The organism is Massilia eburnea (assembly GCF_050709955.1).
In the GTDB taxonomy this organism is placed as follows: Bacteria; Pseudomonadota; Gammaproteobacteria; order Burkholderiales; family Burkholderiaceae_D; genus Rugamonas; species Rugamonas eburnea_A.
Genome location: NZ_JBNZFX010000029.1, coordinates 136,015 through 153,567 on the forward strand (window position 1 = coordinate 136,015; position 17,553 = coordinate 153,567).

General features: G+C 61.1%; 17 protein-coding genes. 7 read left to right on the forward strand and 10 right to left on the reverse strand.

Annotated elements, in window-relative coordinates:
• The first annotated feature begins 152 nt into the window (after positions 1 to 152).
• The 3 genes from ACQ4MM_RS15600 to ilvC are packed head-to-tail and all read left to right on the forward strand — an operon-like array spanning position 153 to position 3,430.
• Entirely contained in the window at positions 153 to 1,874 is a 1,722-nt protein-coding gene (locus ACQ4MM_RS15600) for an acetolactate synthase 3 catalytic subunit (RefSeq protein WP_431478193.1), read from the forward strand.
• Between the two features lie 2 nt (positions 1,875 to 1,876).
• Positions 1,877 to 2,368 carry an acetolactate synthase small subunit gene (gene ilvN / locus ACQ4MM_RS15605; protein ID WP_028104341.1) on the forward strand — a complete coding sequence of 164 codons (492 nt, stop codon included), beginning with the start codon at positions 1,877 to 1,879 and terminating at the stop codon, positions 2,366 to 2,368.
• Between the two features lie 45 nt (positions 2,369 to 2,413).
• The gene (ilvC, locus tag ACQ4MM_RS15610) at positions 2,414 to 3,430 is read left to right on the forward strand and encodes a ketol-acid reductoisomerase (RefSeq protein WP_055936393.1); all 1,017 of its coding nucleotides are present in this window, start codon (positions 2,414 to 2,416) and stop codon (positions 3,428 to 3,430) included.
• 45 nt (positions 3,431 to 3,475) lie between these two features.
• Here the strand turns inward: ilvC and ACQ4MM_RS15615 are convergent, their stop codons facing one another.
• Positions 3,476 to 4,075, reverse strand: a complete 600-nt coding sequence (locus ACQ4MM_RS15615) for a hypothetical protein (protein ID WP_431478194.1) — start codon at positions 4,073 to 4,075, stop codon at positions 3,476 to 3,478.
• Positions 4,076 to 4,159: 84 nt separating this feature from the next.
• The gene (locus tag ACQ4MM_RS15620; protein ID WP_431478195.1) at positions 4,160 to 5,782 is read right to left on the reverse strand and encodes an alkaline phosphatase family protein; all 1,623 of its coding nucleotides are present in this window, start codon (positions 5,780 to 5,782) and stop codon (positions 4,160 to 4,162) included.
• A gap of 159 nt (positions 5,783 to 5,941) precedes the next feature.
• On the opposite strand from ACQ4MM_RS15620, the gene ACQ4MM_RS15625 reads away from it, so the two are divergent.
• From ACQ4MM_RS15625 to ACQ4MM_RS15640, 4 genes are all read left to right on the forward strand, one after another.
• Entirely contained in the window at positions 5,942 to 6,700 is a 759-nt protein-coding gene (locus tag ACQ4MM_RS15625) for an SIMPL domain-containing protein (protein ID WP_431478196.1), read from the forward strand.
• A gap of 71 nt (positions 6,701 to 6,771) precedes the next feature.
• Complete coding sequence (gene pssA, locus ACQ4MM_RS15630; protein ID WP_431478197.1) at positions 6,772 to 7,617, forward strand: CDP-diacylglycerol--serine O-phosphatidyltransferase; 846 nt, start codon at positions 6,772 to 6,774, stop codon at positions 7,615 to 7,617.
• Positions 7,618 to 7,652: 35 nt separating this feature from the next.
• Positions 7,653 to 9,191, forward strand: coding sequence for a 2-isopropylmalate synthase (locus tag ACQ4MM_RS15635; protein ID WP_431478198.1), 1,539 nt, complete (start codon positions 7,653 to 7,655; stop codon positions 9,189 to 9,191).
• A gap of 80 nt (positions 9,192 to 9,271) precedes the next feature.
• A complete protein-coding gene (locus ACQ4MM_RS15640) occupies positions 9,272 to 9,913 on the forward strand; it encodes a CatA-like O-acetyltransferase (RefSeq protein ID WP_431478199.1) in 642 nt (213 codons plus the stop codon).
• On the opposite strand, the gene ACQ4MM_RS15645 is transcribed toward ACQ4MM_RS15640, so the two are convergent.
• From ACQ4MM_RS15645 to cyoA, 8 genes are read right to left on the reverse strand one after another with little or no spacing between them, the layout of a single operon-like run.
• Positions 9,866 to 10,870 (reverse strand): alpha/beta hydrolase family esterase, encoded by a 1,005-nt coding sequence (locus ACQ4MM_RS15645; protein WP_431478200.1) that lies wholly within the window; start codon positions 10,868 to 10,870, stop codon positions 9,866 to 9,868. The genes ACQ4MM_RS15640 and ACQ4MM_RS15645 overlap by 48 nt on opposite strands.
• A gap of 3 nt (positions 10,871 to 10,873) precedes the next feature.
• A complete protein-coding gene (locus ACQ4MM_RS15650; RefSeq protein ID WP_431478201.1) occupies positions 10,874 to 11,410 on the reverse strand; it encodes a response regulator transcription factor in 537 nt (178 codons plus the stop codon).
• A 10-nt stretch (positions 11,411 to 11,420) separates the two neighbouring features.
• Entirely contained in the window at positions 11,421 to 12,704 is a 1,284-nt protein-coding gene (locus ACQ4MM_RS15655; protein WP_431478202.1) for an ATP-binding protein, read from the reverse strand.
• On the reverse strand, positions 12,701 to 13,426 hold the full coding sequence (locus ACQ4MM_RS15660; RefSeq protein WP_431478203.1) for an SURF1 family protein: 726 nt from the start codon (positions 13,424 to 13,426) through the stop codon (positions 12,701 to 12,703). The genes ACQ4MM_RS15655 and ACQ4MM_RS15660 overlap by 4 nt, the downstream gene beginning before the upstream one ends.
• The gene (cyoD, locus tag ACQ4MM_RS15665; protein ID WP_431478204.1) at positions 13,423 to 13,827 is read right to left on the reverse strand and encodes a cytochrome o ubiquinol oxidase subunit IV; all 405 of its coding nucleotides are present in this window, start codon (positions 13,825 to 13,827) and stop codon (positions 13,423 to 13,425) included. Before cyoD ends, ACQ4MM_RS15660 begins: the two co-directional genes overlap by 4 nt.
• On the reverse strand, positions 13,824 to 14,408 hold the full coding sequence (cyoC, locus tag ACQ4MM_RS15670; protein ID WP_431478212.1) for a cytochrome o ubiquinol oxidase subunit III: 585 nt from the start codon (positions 14,406 to 14,408) through the stop codon (positions 13,824 to 13,826). Before cyoC ends, cyoD begins: the two co-directional genes overlap by 4 nt.
• A gap of 49 nt (positions 14,409 to 14,457) precedes the next feature.
• On the reverse strand, positions 14,458 to 16,458 hold the full coding sequence (gene cyoB, locus ACQ4MM_RS15675) for a cytochrome o ubiquinol oxidase subunit I (protein ID WP_431478205.1): 2,001 nt from the start codon (positions 16,456 to 16,458) through the stop codon (positions 14,458 to 14,460).
• Between the two features lie 2 nt (positions 16,459 to 16,460).
• A complete protein-coding gene (gene cyoA / locus ACQ4MM_RS15680) occupies positions 16,461 to 17,405 on the reverse strand; it encodes a ubiquinol oxidase subunit II (RefSeq protein WP_431478206.1) in 945 nt (314 codons plus the stop codon).
• Positions 17,406 to 17,553 lie beyond the last annotated feature (148 nt).

Genomic DNA, 17,553 nt, shown 5'->3' on the forward strand with positions numbered 1-17,553 from the left:
CGTTTAGCATCGGCTTGTACTCCAGCTACGCATGGGGGAAGGGTCAGTGTGACCGCAGAAAGAAGGGAAGCTGAGAGTCGTGCACGGTGTCGCCCACTTCGCTAGGCAAGAGCATCCGATCAATCTCCTATGGACCTTGAAAGGAATGTTTCATGAATACCGAAGCTCCCATCACGGGCGCCGAAATCCTTGTCCGCTGCCTCGCTGAGGAAGGCGTAGAACATGTTTTCGGATATCCCGGCGGCGCCGTCCTTTATATCTACGACGCCATCTTCAAGCAGGACAAATTCCAGCACATCCTCGTTCGCCATGAGCAGGCCGCTATCCATGCCGCCGATGCGTATTCGCGCAGCTCGAACAAAGTCGGCGTGGCGCTGGTTACTTCCGGACCTGGCGTCACCAATGCGGTGACCGGCCTGTCCACCGCATACATGGACTCCGTTCCGATGGTGGTGATTTCCGGCCAGGTGCCGAGCCACGCGATTGGCCAGGATGCGTTCCAGGAATGCGATACCGTGGGCATTACCCGTCCGGTGGTCAAGCACAACTTCCTGGTGAAGGATGTGAAGGACCTGGCGGAAACCGTCAAGAAAGCCTTCTATATCGCCAAGACCGGCCGTCCAGGCCCGGTGCTGGTCGATATTCCAAAAGACATCTCGATGCACAAGCACGTGTACTCGTATCCGAAAGAGATCGAGATGCGCTCCTACCGCCCGGTAGACAAAGGCCACGCCGGCCAGATCCGCAAGGCGCTGCAGCTGCTGCTGTCGGCCGAGCGGCCAATGATCTACACCGGCGGCGGCGTGATCCTGGCGCATGCATCGAATGAGCTGAACAAACTGGTTGAGAAGCTCGGCTTCCCGGTCACCAATACCCTGATGGGCCTTGGCGGTTCGCGCGCATCCGATCCGTGCTTCGTCGGCATGCCCGGCATGCACGGCACATACGAAGCCAACCTCGCGATGCAGAACTGCGACGTGCTGATTGCGATCGGCGCGCGCTTTGACGACCGTGTGATCGGCAATCCGAAGCACTTCAGCCAGAACCCGCGCAAGATCATCCACATCGATATCGACCCATCCTCGATCTCGAAGCGCGTGAAAGTGGACATTCCTATCGTCGGCAATGTGAAGGACGTGCTGGTCGAACTGCTGTCGCAGCTGGAAGCGACCGAGCAGCGTCCAAATGCGGCCGCGCTGAAGGATTGGTGGAAGCAGATCAACGAATGGCGTGGCCGCGATTGCCTAAAGTATGCCACTTCCGACCTGGTCATCAAGCCGCAGCAAGTGGTGGAGTCGCTGTACGACATCACCAAGGGCGACGCCTTCATCACGTCCGACGTGGGCCAGCACCAGATGTGGGCCGCGCAGTACTACCGTTTCGACAAGCCGCGCCGCTGGATCAATTCCGGCGGCCTGGGCACCATGGGTGTCGGCCTGCCGTATGCCATGGGCGTGCAGATGGCCAATCCGGATGCGACCGTCGCCTGCATTACCGGCGAAGGCTCGATCCAGATGAACATCCAGGAACTGGCGACCTGCAAACAGTACCGCCTGACACCGAAGATCATCCTGTTGAACAACCGCTTCCTGGGCATGGTTCGCCAGTGGCAGCAGATCGACTACGGTTCGCGCTATTCCGAGTCCTATATGGATTCGCTGCCGGACTTCGAAAAGCTGGCCGAAGCTTATGGCCACGTCGGCATGCGCATTGAAAAACCGGGCGATGTCGAAGGCGCTTTGAAGGAAGCCTTTGGCATGAAAGACCGCCTGGTCTTCATGAACTTCATTACCGACCAGAGTGAAAACGTGTGGCCGATGGTGAAAGCCGGCAAAGGCCTCTCCGAAATGCTGCTTGGCTCGGAGGACCTGTAATCATGCGCCATATTATTTCTGTACTGCTCGAAAACGAAGCGGGTGCGCTGTCCCGCGTGGTGGGCCTGTTCTCCGCCCGCGGCTACAACATCGAAACGCTGACCGTTGCGCCGACCGAAGATGCGACCCTGTCGCGTATGACCATCGTGACCACCGGGTCCGATGACATCATCGAACAGATCACCAAGCACCTGAACCGCCTGATTGAGGTGGTGAAGGTGGTGGACCTGACCGAAGGCCAGCACATCGAGCGCGAACTGATGCTGATCAAGGTGCGTGCGGTCGGCAAGGAGCGCGAAGAGATGAAACGCACCGCCGACATCTTCCGCGGCCGCATCATCGACGTGACCGAAAAGACCTACACCATTGAGCTGACGGGCGCCAAGAGCAAGCTGGACGCCTTCATCGATGCGATTGACCGTGCCTCGATCCTGGAGACCGTCCGTACTGGCGGCTCCGGCATTGGCCGCGGCGAGCGCATCCTCAAAGTTTAAATAATTGAACCGCAATTCAAACGAATTCACACCCAAGGAATGACCATGAAAGTTTTCTACGACAAAGACGCTGACCTCTCCCTCATCAAAGGCAAGAACGTTGCCATCATCGGCTACGGCTCGCAAGGCCACGCGCATGCGCAGAACCTGACCGAATCCGGCGTGAACGTGACCGTTGGCCTGCGCAAGGGCGGCGCCTCCTGGAACAAGGTCGAAGCGGCTGGCCTGAAAGTGGCGGAAGTGAACGAAGCGGTGAAGAACGCCGACGTTGTGATGATCCTGCTGCCGGACGAGAACATCGCCCAGGTGTATAAAGAAAACGTCGAACCGAACATCAAGCAAGGCGGCGTGCTGGCCTTCGCCCACGGCTTCAATGTGCACTACGGCCAGGTTGTGCCGCGCGCTGACCTGGACGTGATCATGATCGCTCCCAAGGCGCCAGGCCACACCGTGCGCGGCACCTACCGCCAGGGTGGCGGCGTGCCGCACCTGATCGCCGTCTACCAGGATAAATCCGGCTCCGCCCGTGATATCGCCCTGTCGTACGCGTCGGCCAACGGTGGCGGCAAGGCCGGCATCATCGAAACCAACTTCCGTGAAGAGACCGAAACCGACCTGTTCGGCGAACAAGCGGTCCTGTGCGGCGGTGCCGTTGAACTGATCAAAGCCGGTTTCGAAACCTTGGTGGAAGCAGGTTACGCTCCGGAGATGGCTTACTTCGAGTGCCTGCACGAACTGAAGCTGATCGTGGACCTGATCTACGAAGGCGGCATCGCCAACATGAACTACTCGATCTCCAACAACGCGGAGTACGGCGAGTACGTGACTGGCCCGAAAGTGGTGACATCCGCCACCAAGGAAGCGATGCGCCAGTGCCTGAAAGACATCCAGACTGGTGAATACGCCAAGAGCTTCATCCTGGAGAACAAGGCCGGCGCACCGACCCTGATCTCGCGCCGCCGCCTGACTTCCGAGCACCAGATCGAAGAAGTCGGCGCCAAGCTGCGCGCGATGATGCCTTGGATCGCCAAAAACAAACTGGTCGACCAGTCCAAGAACTGATTGTCCCTAGAAGCAAACTTCAACGGCCCCTCGGGGCCGTTTTTTTTACTTTGCTGCCGATGCGAGGCCAGTGCCGGCGGCGTCGCGAATGAAGCGGGCCAGGATATCGTCCATCGCCAGCTTGGTCGATTGCTGGACTGCGTTCTTCATCGCGAACGCTCCGCCCCAGAACATCTTGCCGCCTTGCGTGCGCCCGTCGGCCTCATAGACCTTCTTGAATACTTCGCCCTGGGCATTGCGGATGCTGATCGCCAGCTCGATATGCGCACCGTGGTCTTCGAATGAGTATCGCTGCAGCTCGAACACCAAGGTGTTTCCGGCACCCGATTTGTCGTTGCCGGCCTTGCTGACGCTTCCCAGCGCTGCCACGACATCCGAGGATCGCATCGTGGCATCGAGCACCTTGCCGAATTCGACAACCCAGGTATTGGCATAGCCACCCATCACGCTTTTGAATTCGTAGTGGTGGGCTTGGGTGGCGGGCGGGAGATAGTATTTGTCTGCAATCCTGGCGTTGGGCAGGTTGCTGGTCTTGACGTTGTTCCCCAGGTAAGTGTCGTAATCGTCGGCGACCGGGCGGTTGATCGAGCAGGCGGTGGTCAGTGCCAGGACAGCAGAAACGATGGCAATGCGGTAAATCGGCATAGTGTGCTCCGGAATAAGATCGGAGCTGCATTATACGAGGGGAAATGTCCACTTTGGTTCCTGACCCCAAAGTGGACATTTGCCTTACTTCAGCGCTTCGGTGAGGACGCGGCCTTCGGCGCCGGCTGGGGGGCGTACGTTGAGCAGGTAGGCGAGGGTGGGGGCGATGTCGACTACTTCGGCGTACTGGCCGTAGTGGCCGGTTTTCACCCACGGCTTGCCCATCACGATCAGTGGCACATTGGTGTCGTAGGCATACGGCGAGCCGTGCGTGGTGCCTTTGCCGGTCGGGAAGCCGAAGATCCAGTGCGGCTTGGCCACGACCATCAGGTCGCCGGAAATCTGGCGGTTCCAGGCCCTGCGCATCAGGGTCGCAATGCGGGTGCCGCCGACTGCACCGCTCTCCATCTGGGTGCGGGTGAATACATCGGCCAAGCCGGGCTGCGACAACAGGAAGCGTGCCGCGGCATTTTCAACTTCCTCGCGCTTCAAGCCTTTGTTCTCGATCTGGGCGTAGTCCAGGTGCAGGTTGGGAATCGAGTAGGCGGAAACGCCTTTGTTCAAGCCGAACCTGGATGATAGGTGGGCATTCAGGTCTTCCACCAGCTTTTTGCCGTCGATGCGGTTGACGCCAGCCTTCTGGACTTCATTGGCAAATTCCGGAGTATTTGCGAAACCATGGTCGGCGGTCAGCACCACCAGCACATTGTCCATGCCGATGCGTTTGTCGATATACGAGAAGAAGTTGGACAGCATGCGGTCCAGGCGCAGCAGGTGGTCGTGCGAGATCTTGCTCTCCGGGCCGTAGCCGTGGTTCGCCAGGTCGTGCGCTGAGAAGCTCACAGCCAGCAAGTCAGGCACGCCCGCCGGATTCTTGCCGAGGTTCTCGCCCTCGATCGCGGCCTGTGCAAATTCTGCGGTCAGTTCGTCGAGGAATGGAGATTCTTTCAGGCGCTTGTAATAGGCGGCATCGGTCTTGCCCGATTCGCTGGAGAGCTGCAGGCTCGGCGCATCGCCGTAATCTCCCGCGTAAGCCGAATCGGCCAGCAGCGGCTTCCATTTCACGCCGTAGTAACGTTCTTGCGGCTTGCCCGCCTGGTACTTCTGCACCCACTGAGGATGCTCCTTCATGTAGAAAGTGGAGGAGGCGAAGTTGCCGCTTTCTTCCATATACATATAGGCCGTACCGGTCTTGCCGCCCAGGAGGATCGCGCCGCGGTCCTTGCCGGAGACGGTAATCACCTTCGATTTCTGGCCGGTTGCGTAGCGCAGTTGGTCGCCCAGCGTATCGACGCGCAGGTTGGCGGGCGAGGTGCCGTCGTGCGGATCGGTCTTCTCGTTGCCGACGTATTGGTAGTTGGCGTCTTCAGTGCAGTACATGCTGCCGCCGTTGGCTGGGTTGACCCAGTTATTGCCGATGATGCCGTGCTGGTAGGGATAGGCGCCACTCAGGATGGCCGCATGTCCGACAGCGGTTACGGTAATGCCGTGCGCCTGGTGTGCATTGCTGAACCACGCGCCCTGTTCCAGCAGGCGGCGGAAGCCGCCCTGGCCGAACTGGTGGGCGTAGCGTGTCACTTGCTCTTGCGGCAGGCCATCGACGGCCATGACGAGGACGAGTTTTGGTTGTGCAGGCTGTTTGGCTGGCGCTGCGTGGGCGCCGAACGAGGCCGCCAGGGCCAGCGCGGGAATCAGGTACTTTGCCATTTTCCTTGTTCATGAATGGAGTTGACGACGTGTGATGATGCCATAATCGCATGGCTCTATGATGTCAGGGCTGTTACAAACGCTCACTAAACAGCGACAAACCTGCAGTCTGAATTCAGTTAAAGTGCGTTCCATCGTAACCACGCAAGGAGAATAACAATGACCGTCAAGAAAGCTGTAGCTGCCGCCGCGCTGGTGCTGGGTACCCAGGCCGCCATCGCACAATCCGTCCCGACCGCGGGCGCCACCGTCATCGTGCCTGCCTATGGTGAAGTCACTGCCCCGAACGACCAGGCCGTAGCCGTGCTGGCGATCGAAGAGCAGGACAAAGACAAGACGGCTGCCGCCTCGCGCGTGAACCAGAAGATCAAGCAGGGCCTGGAAATCCTGAAGAAGGAAGACCCGCAAGCCAAACTGAAAACCCAGGGCTACTACACCTATCCGGTCTATCCTGAAGACCGTCCGCTGCCGCCAGGCGCCACTGCCAAGGTGCGTCAGCCGACCGCATGGCGCGTTGGCCAGTACGTGCAGATGACCACCACCAATATCGGCGTGCTGCCGAAGACCGTGGCCGCTGCACAGAAAGTGTTGACCCTGAACGGCCTGTCCTTTGGCCTGAGCCCAGCGGCAACCCGCAAGCTGGATGACGCCCGTATCGCCGCCACCTACAAGAACCTGAACGAGCGCATTGCCTCGATTGCTTCGGCCATGGGCCGTCCGGTGACCGATGCGGTGCTGGACACCATCGACTATGAAGGCTCCGGCAACTACGGCGGCGGTCCGGCAGGCGCGCCGGCCCCCATGATGGCCCGCATGTCCGCCAAAGCCGAGATGGACCAGGCCGTGGCCGAGCCGAGCTTCGAGCCCGGTGAAACCACCCTGGAAATGCGCGTGGTCGGCAAGGTCAAGTTCAAGTAAGCCAAAGTTGCCACTTCCACACTGGGTGTCCTCTATAATAGGGGCCACCCTAGTATACAAAATGGAAGAGTATGGCCAAATTCCCCCGCCGCCGGCCTAAAAACGCCGCCGGCAAGCAATCGCTGTTCAGCCGCTTCGCCCGCCGCAAGGGGGCCGATGGCCTCGACAAGCCGCGTTCGCGCGGCATCTACCTGCTGCCGAACGCCTTCACCACCGGTGCGCTGTTCTGCGGCTTCTTCGCCATCGTCATGGCCATGAACCAGCGCTTCGAGCATGCCGCCTGGGCGATTTTCGTCGCCATGCTGCTGGACGGCCTGGATGGCCGCGTGGCACGCCTGACCAATACCCAGAGCGAGTTTGGCGCCCAGTACGACTCGCTGTCGGACATGGTGTCCTTCGGCGCCGCCCCGGCGCTGGTGATCTACGAATTCGCACTGCGCGGCCTCGGTAAGCTGGGCTGGATCGCAGCCTTCGTTTACTGCGCCGGCGCCGCACTGCGCCTGGCCCGCTTCAACACCAATATCGAAGTAGTCGACAAACGCTACTTCCAGGGCCTGCCATCGCCGGCCGCCGCCTCCCTGATCGCCGGCTTCGTCATGCTGTTGACCGACCTGGAAGTGGATGGCGTGTTCTATCCTTGGCAGGGCTGGGTGCTGGCGGTATTTGCTGGCCTGAGCATGGTGTCGAACGTGCCGTTCTACAGCTTCAAGGACATCAACTTCCGCAAGTCGGTGCCATTCCTGGCCGTGTTCCTGATTGCGATGTTCTTCGCCCTGATCTCGATCGATCCGCCGAAAGTGCTGTTCGTGCTGTTCGTGGCATATGGACTGTCAGGCTACGTGATTTACCTGACCCGCCTGGTCAAAGGCAACCCGGTCAAACTGATCGAGAAAACTTCGCCAGAAGACGAATCGTAAGGCCGCAGGGGCGGCAATTCAGAAGGAGCGATTCCATGAATAACCGCCTCATCATCTTCGATACTACCCTGCGCGACGGCGAGCAATCGCCGGGCGCCTCCATGACCCGGGAAGAAAAGGTGCGCATCGCCCGCCAGCTTGAAAAGCTGCGGGTCGATGTGATCGAGGCGGGTTTCGCCGCTGCTTCGCAGGGCGACTTCGAATCCATCCGTGCCATCGCCACCGCCGTGCGCGAACCGATCGTGTGTTCGCTGGCGCGCGCCAATGACCGCGACCTGGCCCGCGCCGCGGAGGCGCTGGAGCCCGCGGCGCGCAAGCGCATTCATACCTTCATTGCCACCTCGCAGCTGCATATGCAGATGAAGCTGCGCATGACCCCGGATCAGGTACTGGAGCAGGCCAAGCTGGCGATTCGCTTCGCCAGCAAATTCACCGACGACATCGAGTTCAGCCCGGAGGACGGCAGCCGTTCGGAGGAGGATTTCCTGTGCCGCGTGCTGGAGAACGTGATCGCCGAGGGCGCCACCACCATCAACTTCCCTGACACTGTGGGCTATGCTGTGCCGGAGCTGTACGGCGAGACCATCCGCCGCCTGCGCGAGCGCATTCCGAACTCCGACAAGGCCGTATGGTCGGTGCACTGTCATAACGACCTTGGCCTGGCGGTGGCGAACTCGCTGGCCGGTGTCATGATCGGCGGTGCGCGGCAGGTCGAATGCACCATCAACGGCCTGGGCGAGCGCGCCGGCAATACCGCCCTGGAAGAGGTGGTGATGGCGCTGCGCACGCGCGCCGGCTATTTCAACCTGGATTGCGCGATCGATACCACGCAGATCGTGCCTGCATCGAAGATGGTGTCGCAGATTACCGGCTTTGCCGTGCAGCCGAATAAGGCGGTGGTCGGCGCCAATGCCTTTGCCCACGCCTCAGGTATCCATCAGGACGGCATCCTCAAGGCGCGCGAAACGTATGAAATCATGCGCGCCGAGGACGTGGGCTGGACTGCCAACAAGATCGTGCTGGGCAAGCTCTCCGGCCGCAACGCCTTCAAGCAGCGCTTGCAGGAGCTTGGCATCGAGCTCGACTCCGAAGCGGAAGTCAATGCCGCATTTGCCCGCTTCAAGGAACTGGCCGACCGCAAGTCGGAAATTTTCGACGAAGACATAATGGCCCTGGTGAGCGACGAAGAGGCCGCATCCGGCGGCGAACATTTCCGCTTCGTCTCGTTGGCGCAGCGCTCGGAAACCGGTGAACTGCCGTTTGCGCGCGTCGTGTTTTCGATTGACGGCGTCGAGCACAGCGCCGAAGGCACCGGCGACGGCCCGGTCGACGCCATGGTCAACGCCATCGAGAGCCAGGCGCAAAGCGGCGCCGAGCTGGTGCTGTTCGCCATCAGTGGCATCAGCCCCGGCACCCAATCGCAAGGCGAGGTGACAATGCGCCTGGCGCACTCCGGCCGCATCGTCAATGGCGTCGGCGCCGACCCTGACATTGTCGTGGCTTCCGCCAAAGCCTACCTGGCGGGCTTGAACAAACTGCACTCCAAAATTGAAAAGTTGAACCCGCAAGTCTGACCCGGATTTGCTTGGCAAATCTTAAGGACAATCCGATGAGCGCTCCGTATGATTACCGACTCGCCGAGTGAGCATTGAAAATGGATAAATTTGAATTTCGCCGCGACCGTTACGAGTCGTTTCGCCAGTATGCGAATCCGCTGCTGAACCTGAGTGTCGTCGCGCGGCTGCCGGAGTTCCGTCACTACTGCAAGGAGCGGCAACTGCCGCCGTTCCATTTTCTCTTGTACTGCCTGTACATGAGTGTGAAAGATGTCGACAACTTCCTGTACCGCGAGTTCGAGGGGGAGGTGATCAAGATCGATGACTTCTACGGTGGCTACACGGTAATCAACCTGGACAACAACCTGAATTACGCCAGGTTCGAGATGTCGACCGATCGCGCCGAGTTCATTTCCCGCAGCCTGGCTGCAGGCGTTGAAGCGCGCGCGACGCGCGAATTCATCAATACCGGCCGCGACCTGACACCGCGCGAGCAGAAAAACAATGTCTACACCACCTGCATGCCGTGGCTCGACATGCGAGCAATCGAGCACCCGATCTACGAGTATAAGTCGGCCGACATACCATTAATCGCATGGGGACGTTACAGCGATCTGGATGGCGACATGATGACGGTGCCATTCTGCGTCCAGGCGCATCACGGCTTCGTGGATGGCTACCATGTGCACTTGCTATTGCAGCGCCTTGGAGAGCGCATCGCTCTCGAAACTACGTTGTGAGTGCCCTGCGCGCCGTTTGTCCTTGAAAAAGGCCCAGGCCTCTTCCGCTATCTCGACGTCTGCGTTTTGCCGCCCAGGGAAGTGGCTGAATAGTCCCGGATAGCGTTTCTTGCGGCTTGGCTCGGCGTGGCCGCCGCCGGCGATCTTCAGCAGGACTAGCTGCAATGCATTCGGGTCATCGCCCCAGGTATAGCGAATCACCTGCGTTGAGCCGTCCTTCGTTGGCGGAAGGTGGTCGACGGCAGGGGCGCCCGACAACCCGGCCAATTGGCGCCAAACGGCAGCGGTGGCCTCAATGGCCAGTGCCGGCGCCGTGAACCACAGTGTCACGAACGACTTGCCGCCCGCGTAGGGGATGAACGGGTCCTTGTCGCCGGCGACGATCAGGGCCGGGAGGGGAATTTTGGGCGCCGCATAGGACGCGCGCAGTGGCATCGCAGCCAATACCGTCGAGAACGCGGCCAGCCGTGGCGCCAGTTCTGCGGCAACCCGATAAGTCATCATTCCGCCCTTGGAGACCCCGATCACGTAGACCCGGTCCGGATCAACGCCATCTTCGGCAATGGCGTGTTCGATAATCGCGCCGATGAAGGCCACGTCATTGCATGAGGGATTGCTCGCCACATCTGCATAACCGTCGTTCCAGGCGCGTTGCCCGCGGCGTTTGATGCCGTCGGGCGCCACGACCACCACTTGCTCCCGTTCGGCAATTTCCAGCCAGACTGACAGTGGCGAAAAAGGGAAGGCCAGCCCCAGGACTTGTTCGGCAGAGGCACCGCTGCCATGCAGGACCACGACCAGCGGGCGCTTCGCTCCGGTGCTGCAGCCCGGCACCGCTTTCAGGTAGTGTCGCGGCCCCTCCGGTCGCATCATATCGACCCTTGTTACCGGGGCACAGGGGCCGTCATGCAGGTTTTCCCCGATGAAGAAAGAGCGCAAGGCGTCACGGAAGCCCATGGCTTACTTGACGCGCTGTTTTTCGAGCTTGCGCGCCAGCGTGCGGCGATGCATGCCCAGGCGGCGGGCTGCTTCCGAGATATTGAAGCCGGTTTCCGCCAGCACCTGGTGAATGTGCTCCCACTCCAGCGTCTTGATGGAGGTCGAGCGGTTGGTCAGCTCGACTTCGGCCACGCCGGCCACGTGCAAGAAGGCGGCTTCGATATCGTCCGTATTGGAAGGCTTGGCCAGGTACTGGCAGGCGCCAAGCTTGACCGCTTCGACGGCAGTGACAATGCTGGCGAAGCCGGTCAGCACCACGATCAGCATGTCGGGCGAATGGGTGTGCAGGGCCTGCACGCAGGCCAGGCCGGAAGTGCTGCCTTCAAGCTTGAGGTCGACCACCGCGTGGGTCGGGCTGTGATTCAGCAGGAGCGCGCCCACTTGTTCCAGGTTGCTTGCGCGGACAACGGTGTAGCCGCGGCGTTCGAACGAGCGCGAAAGGGTGCGCGCGAACGCGGGATCATCTTCCACGATCAGCAATAAGCGCTCTGTAGTCATGGTGCTTTTCCTATTCGAGTGCAATCGCAGACAGTGGCAGGCGCAGCTCGACCAGCGCGCCTTTGTCCAGATTGCGTGCTTCAACCGTGCCACCCAGTGTGCGGAGCACGTTTACGACCAGGAACAGTCCAAGCCCGCTGCCGGGCCGGCCTTTGCTCGACTGGTAAGGCTTGCCGAATTGCGCCAGCATCGACGGCGCAAAGCCGGGGCCGCGGTCGCTGACCGCCAGCTTCAGCACTTCGCCTTCAGCCGACGCTTCCAGCTTGACCCACTGCGGCGAGGCTTCCAGCGCATTGTCGAGCAGGTTGAAAATCGTTTGCTTGAGCGCGGATTCGAACACCACCGGCAGGTCGCTGGGCAGCTTGTCATCGTATTCGAAAGCGACGACCGGGCGGTTGCTGCGCCATTCATCCAGCATCTCGTCGAGGAAGGAGCGCAGGGTGGTCTTGGCCGACGATTCGCCGCGCAGCTCGCCCGCCGACAGCAGGATGCCGGTGACAATGGTCTTGCAGCGCTGGAGCTGGGTCTGCATTTCCTCGATTTCCTCCTGCAGGATCGCGTTCCCGGTAAATTCGGGCATGCGGCGCCAGTCGCCCAGCAGGACCGCCATGGTCGCCATCGGCGTGCCCAGTTCGTGGGCGGCGCCGGATGCCAGCAGGCCCATACGCACGATATGGTCTTCTTCGGCCGCACGCTGGCGCAGGTCGGCCAGGTGAGCGTCGCGGTCGCGCAGGTTGCCGGTGATGCGTTTGATCAGGATCACCAGCAGGCCCGCATTCAGCAGGAAGCAGAGCAGCATGCCCACCACGTACAGGCCGGCGAAGGCGCTTTCATTCTCCAGCAGCTGGGGCAGGGGCTTGGAAAACATGGCCAGGCCGCCCAGGCAAGCGCCGGTAATGCCGACGATGGTCCAGGCGGCCCAGGCGTCGAGCAGCACCGCCGACAGGATCACCTGCAGCAGGTAGAGGAAGGCAAAGGGGTTGGTGGTGCCGCCGCTGAAATGCAGCTGCGCGGTCAGGCTGGCCACATCGACCAGCAGCGCCAGCAGCATTTCGTTATTGGTAACGATCGGGTTTTCGTGCCAGCGCAAATGGCTGCCGATGTTAAAGGCGATCAGGCAGGCCAGCACCGTCAGCATCTGCGGCATCGGCAGGTTCAGGCCGAGACCGAGGCTGACGCCGGCGATGGTCGTGATCTGGCCCAGTACCGCGATCCAGCGCAGCCGGATCAGGTACAACATGTTTTTGTGGCCGGTGGTGTCGCCGACGCCTGCCGCAAGGGACAAGGACATCATTCCGCCAGGTTCCGCCGTGTTTTCCGAGTGATTTGCCATGTGCGCCCGATGATCATCAACGCTAGAGCATACCAAGTCAAAGCGTATACAAGGTGATTATCACGGAAAGCGATCACGGTGAGGCCGCCGACTGGCTGGCCGGGCTGTGGGGCGGGGCTGGCGTCGGCATCGATGAAGTAAGGGGCGACCCGCGCCAGGCCGTGCGCTGCGGCGATGGCTTGCACGTCGCGCGAATACCAGCGCTGGCCGGCAGGGTCGTTCTTGCGCAGCAGGTCACCGTCTGGTTGGCTCATGCGCAGCAAACCGCTCACCTCGGCTGGCGTAGTAGCGGAGCCGCTATCAGCCTTGCGGTCGGCGATGTAGCCGCGATTGACCAGGATGATGTCACCGGAAGCGGTCTGCAGCGGTGTCATGACCCAGAAGCCGGGGCCGAGCTGGGTGGAAGCCTGTACCAGGGTGCTGCGATCTGACAGCAGCACGCCGGAAACCTGCACATGCCGGTATTCGGCATTGTCGGCCGTGAGGGACGGCCATTCGGAAGCGGAGGGGGCCGCGACAGCAGCCGCGTGCGCCCGCTGGTCGACGCGGGCGATCAGCTGATGTTTCCAGTGCATGCGAAACAGCTGCCAGGTCCCGAGCGCCAGGAATACGGCACAGGCGAGCGAGATCCCGGCGGCCCAGAAAAGGCGCGCCCGCGGGGAGGCGGTGCGCGCTTTACTCAAGGCATGTCGTGCATCTGCTGCACGGAGGAACTGCCGGCCGGGCCCATGGACGGCATCATATTGTGGTTCAGGTGGTACATGACCCAGATCGAGCCGATCAGTACGATCGCGACCAGTACGATGGTGAAGATCAGTGCCAGCAAGGTCCAGCCGCCTTCCGAACGCGAGTTCATGTGCAGGAAGTAGATCATGTGAACCACGATCTGCACTACGGCAAAGCCGAGGATGACGAAGGCGGTGGTGCTCGAGTCCTTGATCACGTTGCCCATGACCAGCCAGAATGGAATCGCGGTCAGGATGACGGACAGGATGAAACCGATGGCGTAGCTTTTCAGGCTGCCGTGGTCATGGCCGTCGCCGTGCGCGCCGTGGCCGTGTTCGTGGTCGTGGTGTGCGCTCATGGCAGGACTCCCATCAGGTAGACAAAGGTGAAGACGCCGATCCAGATCACGTCCAGGAAGTGCCAGAACATCGACAGGCACATCAGGCGGCGGGTGTTGGCTTCGGTCAGGCCGTGGCGGTTCAACTGGACCATCAGGGTCACCAGCCAGATCACGCCGAAGCTCACGTGCAGGCCGTGGGTACCGACCAGCGCGAAGAACGAAGTCAGGAAGGCGCTGCGCTGCGGGCCGGCGCCTTCGTGGATCAGGTGCACGAATTCGTACATTTCCAGGCCCAGGAAGGCCAGGCCGAACAGGCCGGTGACAGCCAGCCAGACCAGGGTGGTGCCCAGCTTCTTGCGCTGCGACGCCAGCATGGCGAAGCCGTAGGTGATCGACGACAGCAGCAGGAAACCGGTATTCAGGGCCACCAGCGGCAGGTCGAACAGCTCGGCGCCGGACGGGCCGCCCGCGAAGTTGCGGCCCAGGACTGCATAAGCGATGAACAGGACGGCGAAGATCAGGCAATCGCTCATCAGGTAGAGCCAGAAGCCCAGCAGGGTGCCGTTCTCCGGATGATGCTCGCGGACGTGGAACGGCATGTCGTCTTGCGCGCCGTGCGCACCTGCCTTTACAGGATCAAGAACGAGTTCAGACATTGGCTGCCTCCAGGGTACGGGTGCGCTCGGCTTCGGTCACAACGACTTCTTCGGCCGGAATGTAGTAATCGCGCTTGTAGTTAAAGGTATGGATGATCGCGGCGCCGACGGTGGCCGCCAGGCCGAGCACGGCGAAGATCCACATCTGCCAGACCAGGGCGAAGCCGGTCGCGGCGCTCAGGCCGGCGATGACGAAGCCTGCAGCCGTGTTCTTCGGCATGTGGATCGCCACGAAGTCGGTCACTGGGCGCAGGTAGTTGCGGCGCTTCATGTCGGTCCAGCTGTCGTTGTCGTACACGCGTGGGGTGAACGCGAAGTTGTAGTCCGGAGGAGGGGACGAAGTCGACCACTCCAGGGTACGGCCATCCCATGGGTCGCCGGTCACGTCGCGCAGCGCATCGCGGCGACGGTAGGACACATGGAACTGCACCAGCATCGAGCCGATACCGCCGGCGATCAGGACCGCGCCGACAGCGGCGACCTGGAACCAGATCTGCAGCGAAGGATCGTCGAAATGGCTCATGCGGCGGGTCACGCCCATCAGGCCCAGCACGTACAGCGGCATGAACGCGAGGTAGAAGCCGACCACCCAGCACCAGAACGAGACTTTGCCCCAGAACACGTCCAGCTTGTAGCCGAAGGCTTTCGGGAACCAGTAGTTGATTGCAGCGAACACGCCGAACACCACGCCGCCGATGATCACGTTGTGGAAGTGAGCGATCAGGAAGAGGGAGTTGTGCAGCACGAAGTCGGCCGGCGGAACCGCCAGCAGCACGCCGGTCATGCCACCGATCACGAACGTGATCATGAAGGCGATGGTCCACATCATCGGCAGTTCAAAGCGGATGCGGCCGCGGTACATGGTGAACAGCCAGTTGAAGATCTTGGCGCCGGTCGGGATCGAAATGATCATCGTCGTGATGCCGAAGAAGGAGTTCACGCTGGCGCCGGAGCCCATGGTGAAGAAGTGGTGCAGCCATACCAGGTAGGACAGGATGGTGATCACCACGGTCGCGTACACCATCGAGGTGTAGCCGAACAGGCGCTTGCCGGAGAAGGTCGACACGATTTCCGAGAACACGCCGAACACCGGCAGCACCAGGATGTACACCTCAGGGTGGCCCCAGATCCAGATCAGGTTCACGTACAGCATGGAATCGCCGCCGAAATCGCTGGTGAAGAAGTGGGTGCCGAAGGTACGGTCCAGCGACAGCATGGCCAGCACGGCGGTCAGCACAGGGAAGGTCACCACGATCAGCACGTTGGTGCACAGCGAGGTCCAGGTGAAGACCGGCATCTTCATCAGCTTCATGCCTGGCGCGCGCATCTTGACGATGGTCGCGATCAGGTTGACCCCTGACAGCAATGTCCCGACCCCCGCCACCTGCAAGGACCAGATGTAGTAGTCGACCCCGACGTCAGGGCTGGCCAGGATGCCGGACAGCGGCGGGTAAGCCAGCCAGCCGGTTTTCGCATACTCGCCGACGAACAGCGAGACCATGGTCAGGCCGCCGCCGAATGCGGTCATCCAGAACGAGAAGTTGTTCAGGAACGGGAAGGCCACGTCGCGCGCACCGATCTGCAGCGGCACCACGTAGTTCATCAAGCCGGTCACGAAAGGCATCGCGACGAAGAAGATCATGATCACGCCGTGGGCGGTGAAGATCTGGTCGTAGTGGTGCGGAGGCAGGTAGCCCACGCTGTCGCCGAAAGCGACGGCTTGCTGCAGGCGCATCATCAGCGCGTCGGCAAAGCCGCGCAGCAGCATGACCAGGCCCAGCACCATGTACATGATGCCGATTTTCTTGTGGTCGATACTGGTGACCCAGTCGCGCCACAGCGGGCCCCAGAGGCGGTATTTGGTCATGGCGCCCATGACGGCCAGGCCGCCCAGCACCACCATGGCGAAGGTGGCGACAAGGATCGGCTCATGATACGGGATCGCGTCCCAGCTCAGCCGGCCCAGCAAGGGGTGGAGGGTTTGGTTTTCCATAATCAGTTCTTGCGAGAAGTAGATGCGAGGGCGACGTCCTGCTTGGCTTCAGCGTAGGTATCGCTTGGGGTGCAGATGCGCGCTTCCATTTCTTTCTTGGCGGCGATGGCGCGCAGGCGGGCGGCATCGGCAGCCATGGTCTGGTTGGCGCAGGTCGAACCAGGTTCGACGCAGCGGTTGATGATCGCGGTGTACAGCGCGTTCTCCACCGCGCCATAACGGCGCACCGGTTCGCGTTCGCTTGGCTTTTCGAGGGCCATATAGTCGGCGCGGTTCAGGGTGCCGCCGCCGGCCTTGGTCTTGGCAACCCAGGCGTCGAAATCGGCGGTCGACATGCCGTGGTACTTGAAGCGCATGTGCGAGAAGCCCGCGCCGCTGTAGTTGGCCGAGAAGCCATCATAAGTGCCCGGCTTGTTCAGCACCGCGTTGAGGGTGGTGTCCATGCCCGGCATGGCGTAGATCTGGCCGGCCAGCGCAGGGATGTAGAACGAATTCATCACGGTCGAGGCGGTGATCTTGAAGCGGATCGGGGTGTCGATCGGGGTCACCAGTTCGTTGACGGTGGCGATGCCCTGTTCCGGGTAGATGAACAGCCATTTCCAGTCCATGGCCACGACTTGCACGACCAGCGGCTTGTGGTCGGCTGCCAGCGGACGTTTTTCGTCGATGCGGCTGAGCGGACGGTATGGGTCCAGCAGGTGGGTGCTGATCCAGGTCAGCAGGCCGAGCACGATGATGATCATCAGCGGGGCGCCCCAGATCACCAGTTCGAGTTGGGTCGAATGGTCCCAATCCGGGGTATATTTGGCGTTGGTGTTGCCTTTTCGGTAACGCCAGGCGAACAGTACGGTCAGCGCGATCACCGGTACGATGATCAGCAACATGAGCAGCGTCGAAATGGTCACCAGGTGCGCCTGTTGCGAGGCAACATCGCCGGCGGGGTTCATAACGATGGTATTGCAGCCTGTAAGGCAGACGGCTGCGAGGAGGAGAAGTAATATAGGCATGCGCAAGAAACAATGTCCTAAGTCAAGAATCTTTCTATTCTGAGGGCTCTGGACAAGGCGCGAAATTGGACATATTGTCCTACCAGCA

Coding starts and splice junctions, on each gene's coding strand:
- ACQ4MM_RS15620 (WP_431478195.1), bottom strand. CDS start 5,782: ATGGCAAAGTACCTGATTCCCGCGCTGGCCCTGGCGGCCTCGTTCGGC.
- pssA (WP_431478197.1), top strand. CDS start 6,772: ATGGCCAAATTCCCCCGCCGCCGGCCTAAAAACGCCGCCGGCAAGCAA.
- ACQ4MM_RS15635 (WP_431478198.1), top strand. CDS start 7,653: ATGAATAACCGCCTCATCATCTTCGATACTACCCTGCGCGACGGCGAG.
- ilvC (WP_055936393.1), top strand. CDS start 2,414: ATGAAAGTTTTCTACGACAAAGACGCTGACCTCTCCCTCATCAAAGGC.
- ACQ4MM_RS15650 (WP_431478201.1), bottom strand. CDS start 11,410: ATGACTACAGAGCGCTTATTGCTGATCGTGGAAGATGATCCCGCGTTC.
- ACQ4MM_RS15615 (WP_431478194.1), bottom strand. CDS start 4,075: ATGCCGATTTACCGCATTGCCATCGTTTCTGCTGTCCTGGCACTGACC.
- ilvN (WP_028104341.1), top strand. CDS start 1,877: ATGCGCCATATTATTTCTGTACTGCTCGAAAACGAAGCGGGTGCGCTG.
- ACQ4MM_RS15655 (WP_431478202.1), bottom strand. CDS start 12,704: ATGATGTCCTTGTCCCTTGCGGCAGGCGTCGGCGACACCACCGGCCAC.
- cyoA (WP_431478206.1), bottom strand. CDS start 17,405: ATGAACCCCGCCGGCGATGTTGCCTCGCAACAGGCGCACCTGGTGACC.
- ACQ4MM_RS15600 (WP_431478193.1), top strand. CDS start 153: ATGAATACCGAAGCTCCCATCACGGGCGCCGAAATCCTTGTCCGCTGC.
- ACQ4MM_RS15645 (WP_431478200.1), bottom strand. CDS start 10,870: ATGGGCTTCCGTGACGCCTTGCGCTCTTTCTTCATCGGGGAAAACCTG.
- ACQ4MM_RS15625 (WP_431478196.1), top strand. CDS start 5,942: ATGACCGTCAAGAAAGCTGTAGCTGCCGCCGCGCTGGTGCTGGGTACC.
- cyoC (WP_431478212.1), bottom strand. CDS start 14,408: ATGCCGTTCCACGTCCGCGAGCATCATCCGGAGAACGGCACCCTGCTG.
- ACQ4MM_RS15640 (WP_431478199.1), top strand. CDS start 9,272: ATGGATAAATTTGAATTTCGCCGCGACCGTTACGAGTCGTTTCGCCAG.
- cyoD (WP_431478204.1), bottom strand. CDS start 13,827: ATGAGCGCACACCACGACCACGAACACGGCCACGGCGCGCACGGCGAC.
- cyoB (WP_431478205.1), bottom strand. CDS start 16,458: ATGGAAAACCAAACCCTCCACCCCTTGCTGGGCCGGCTGAGCTGGGAC.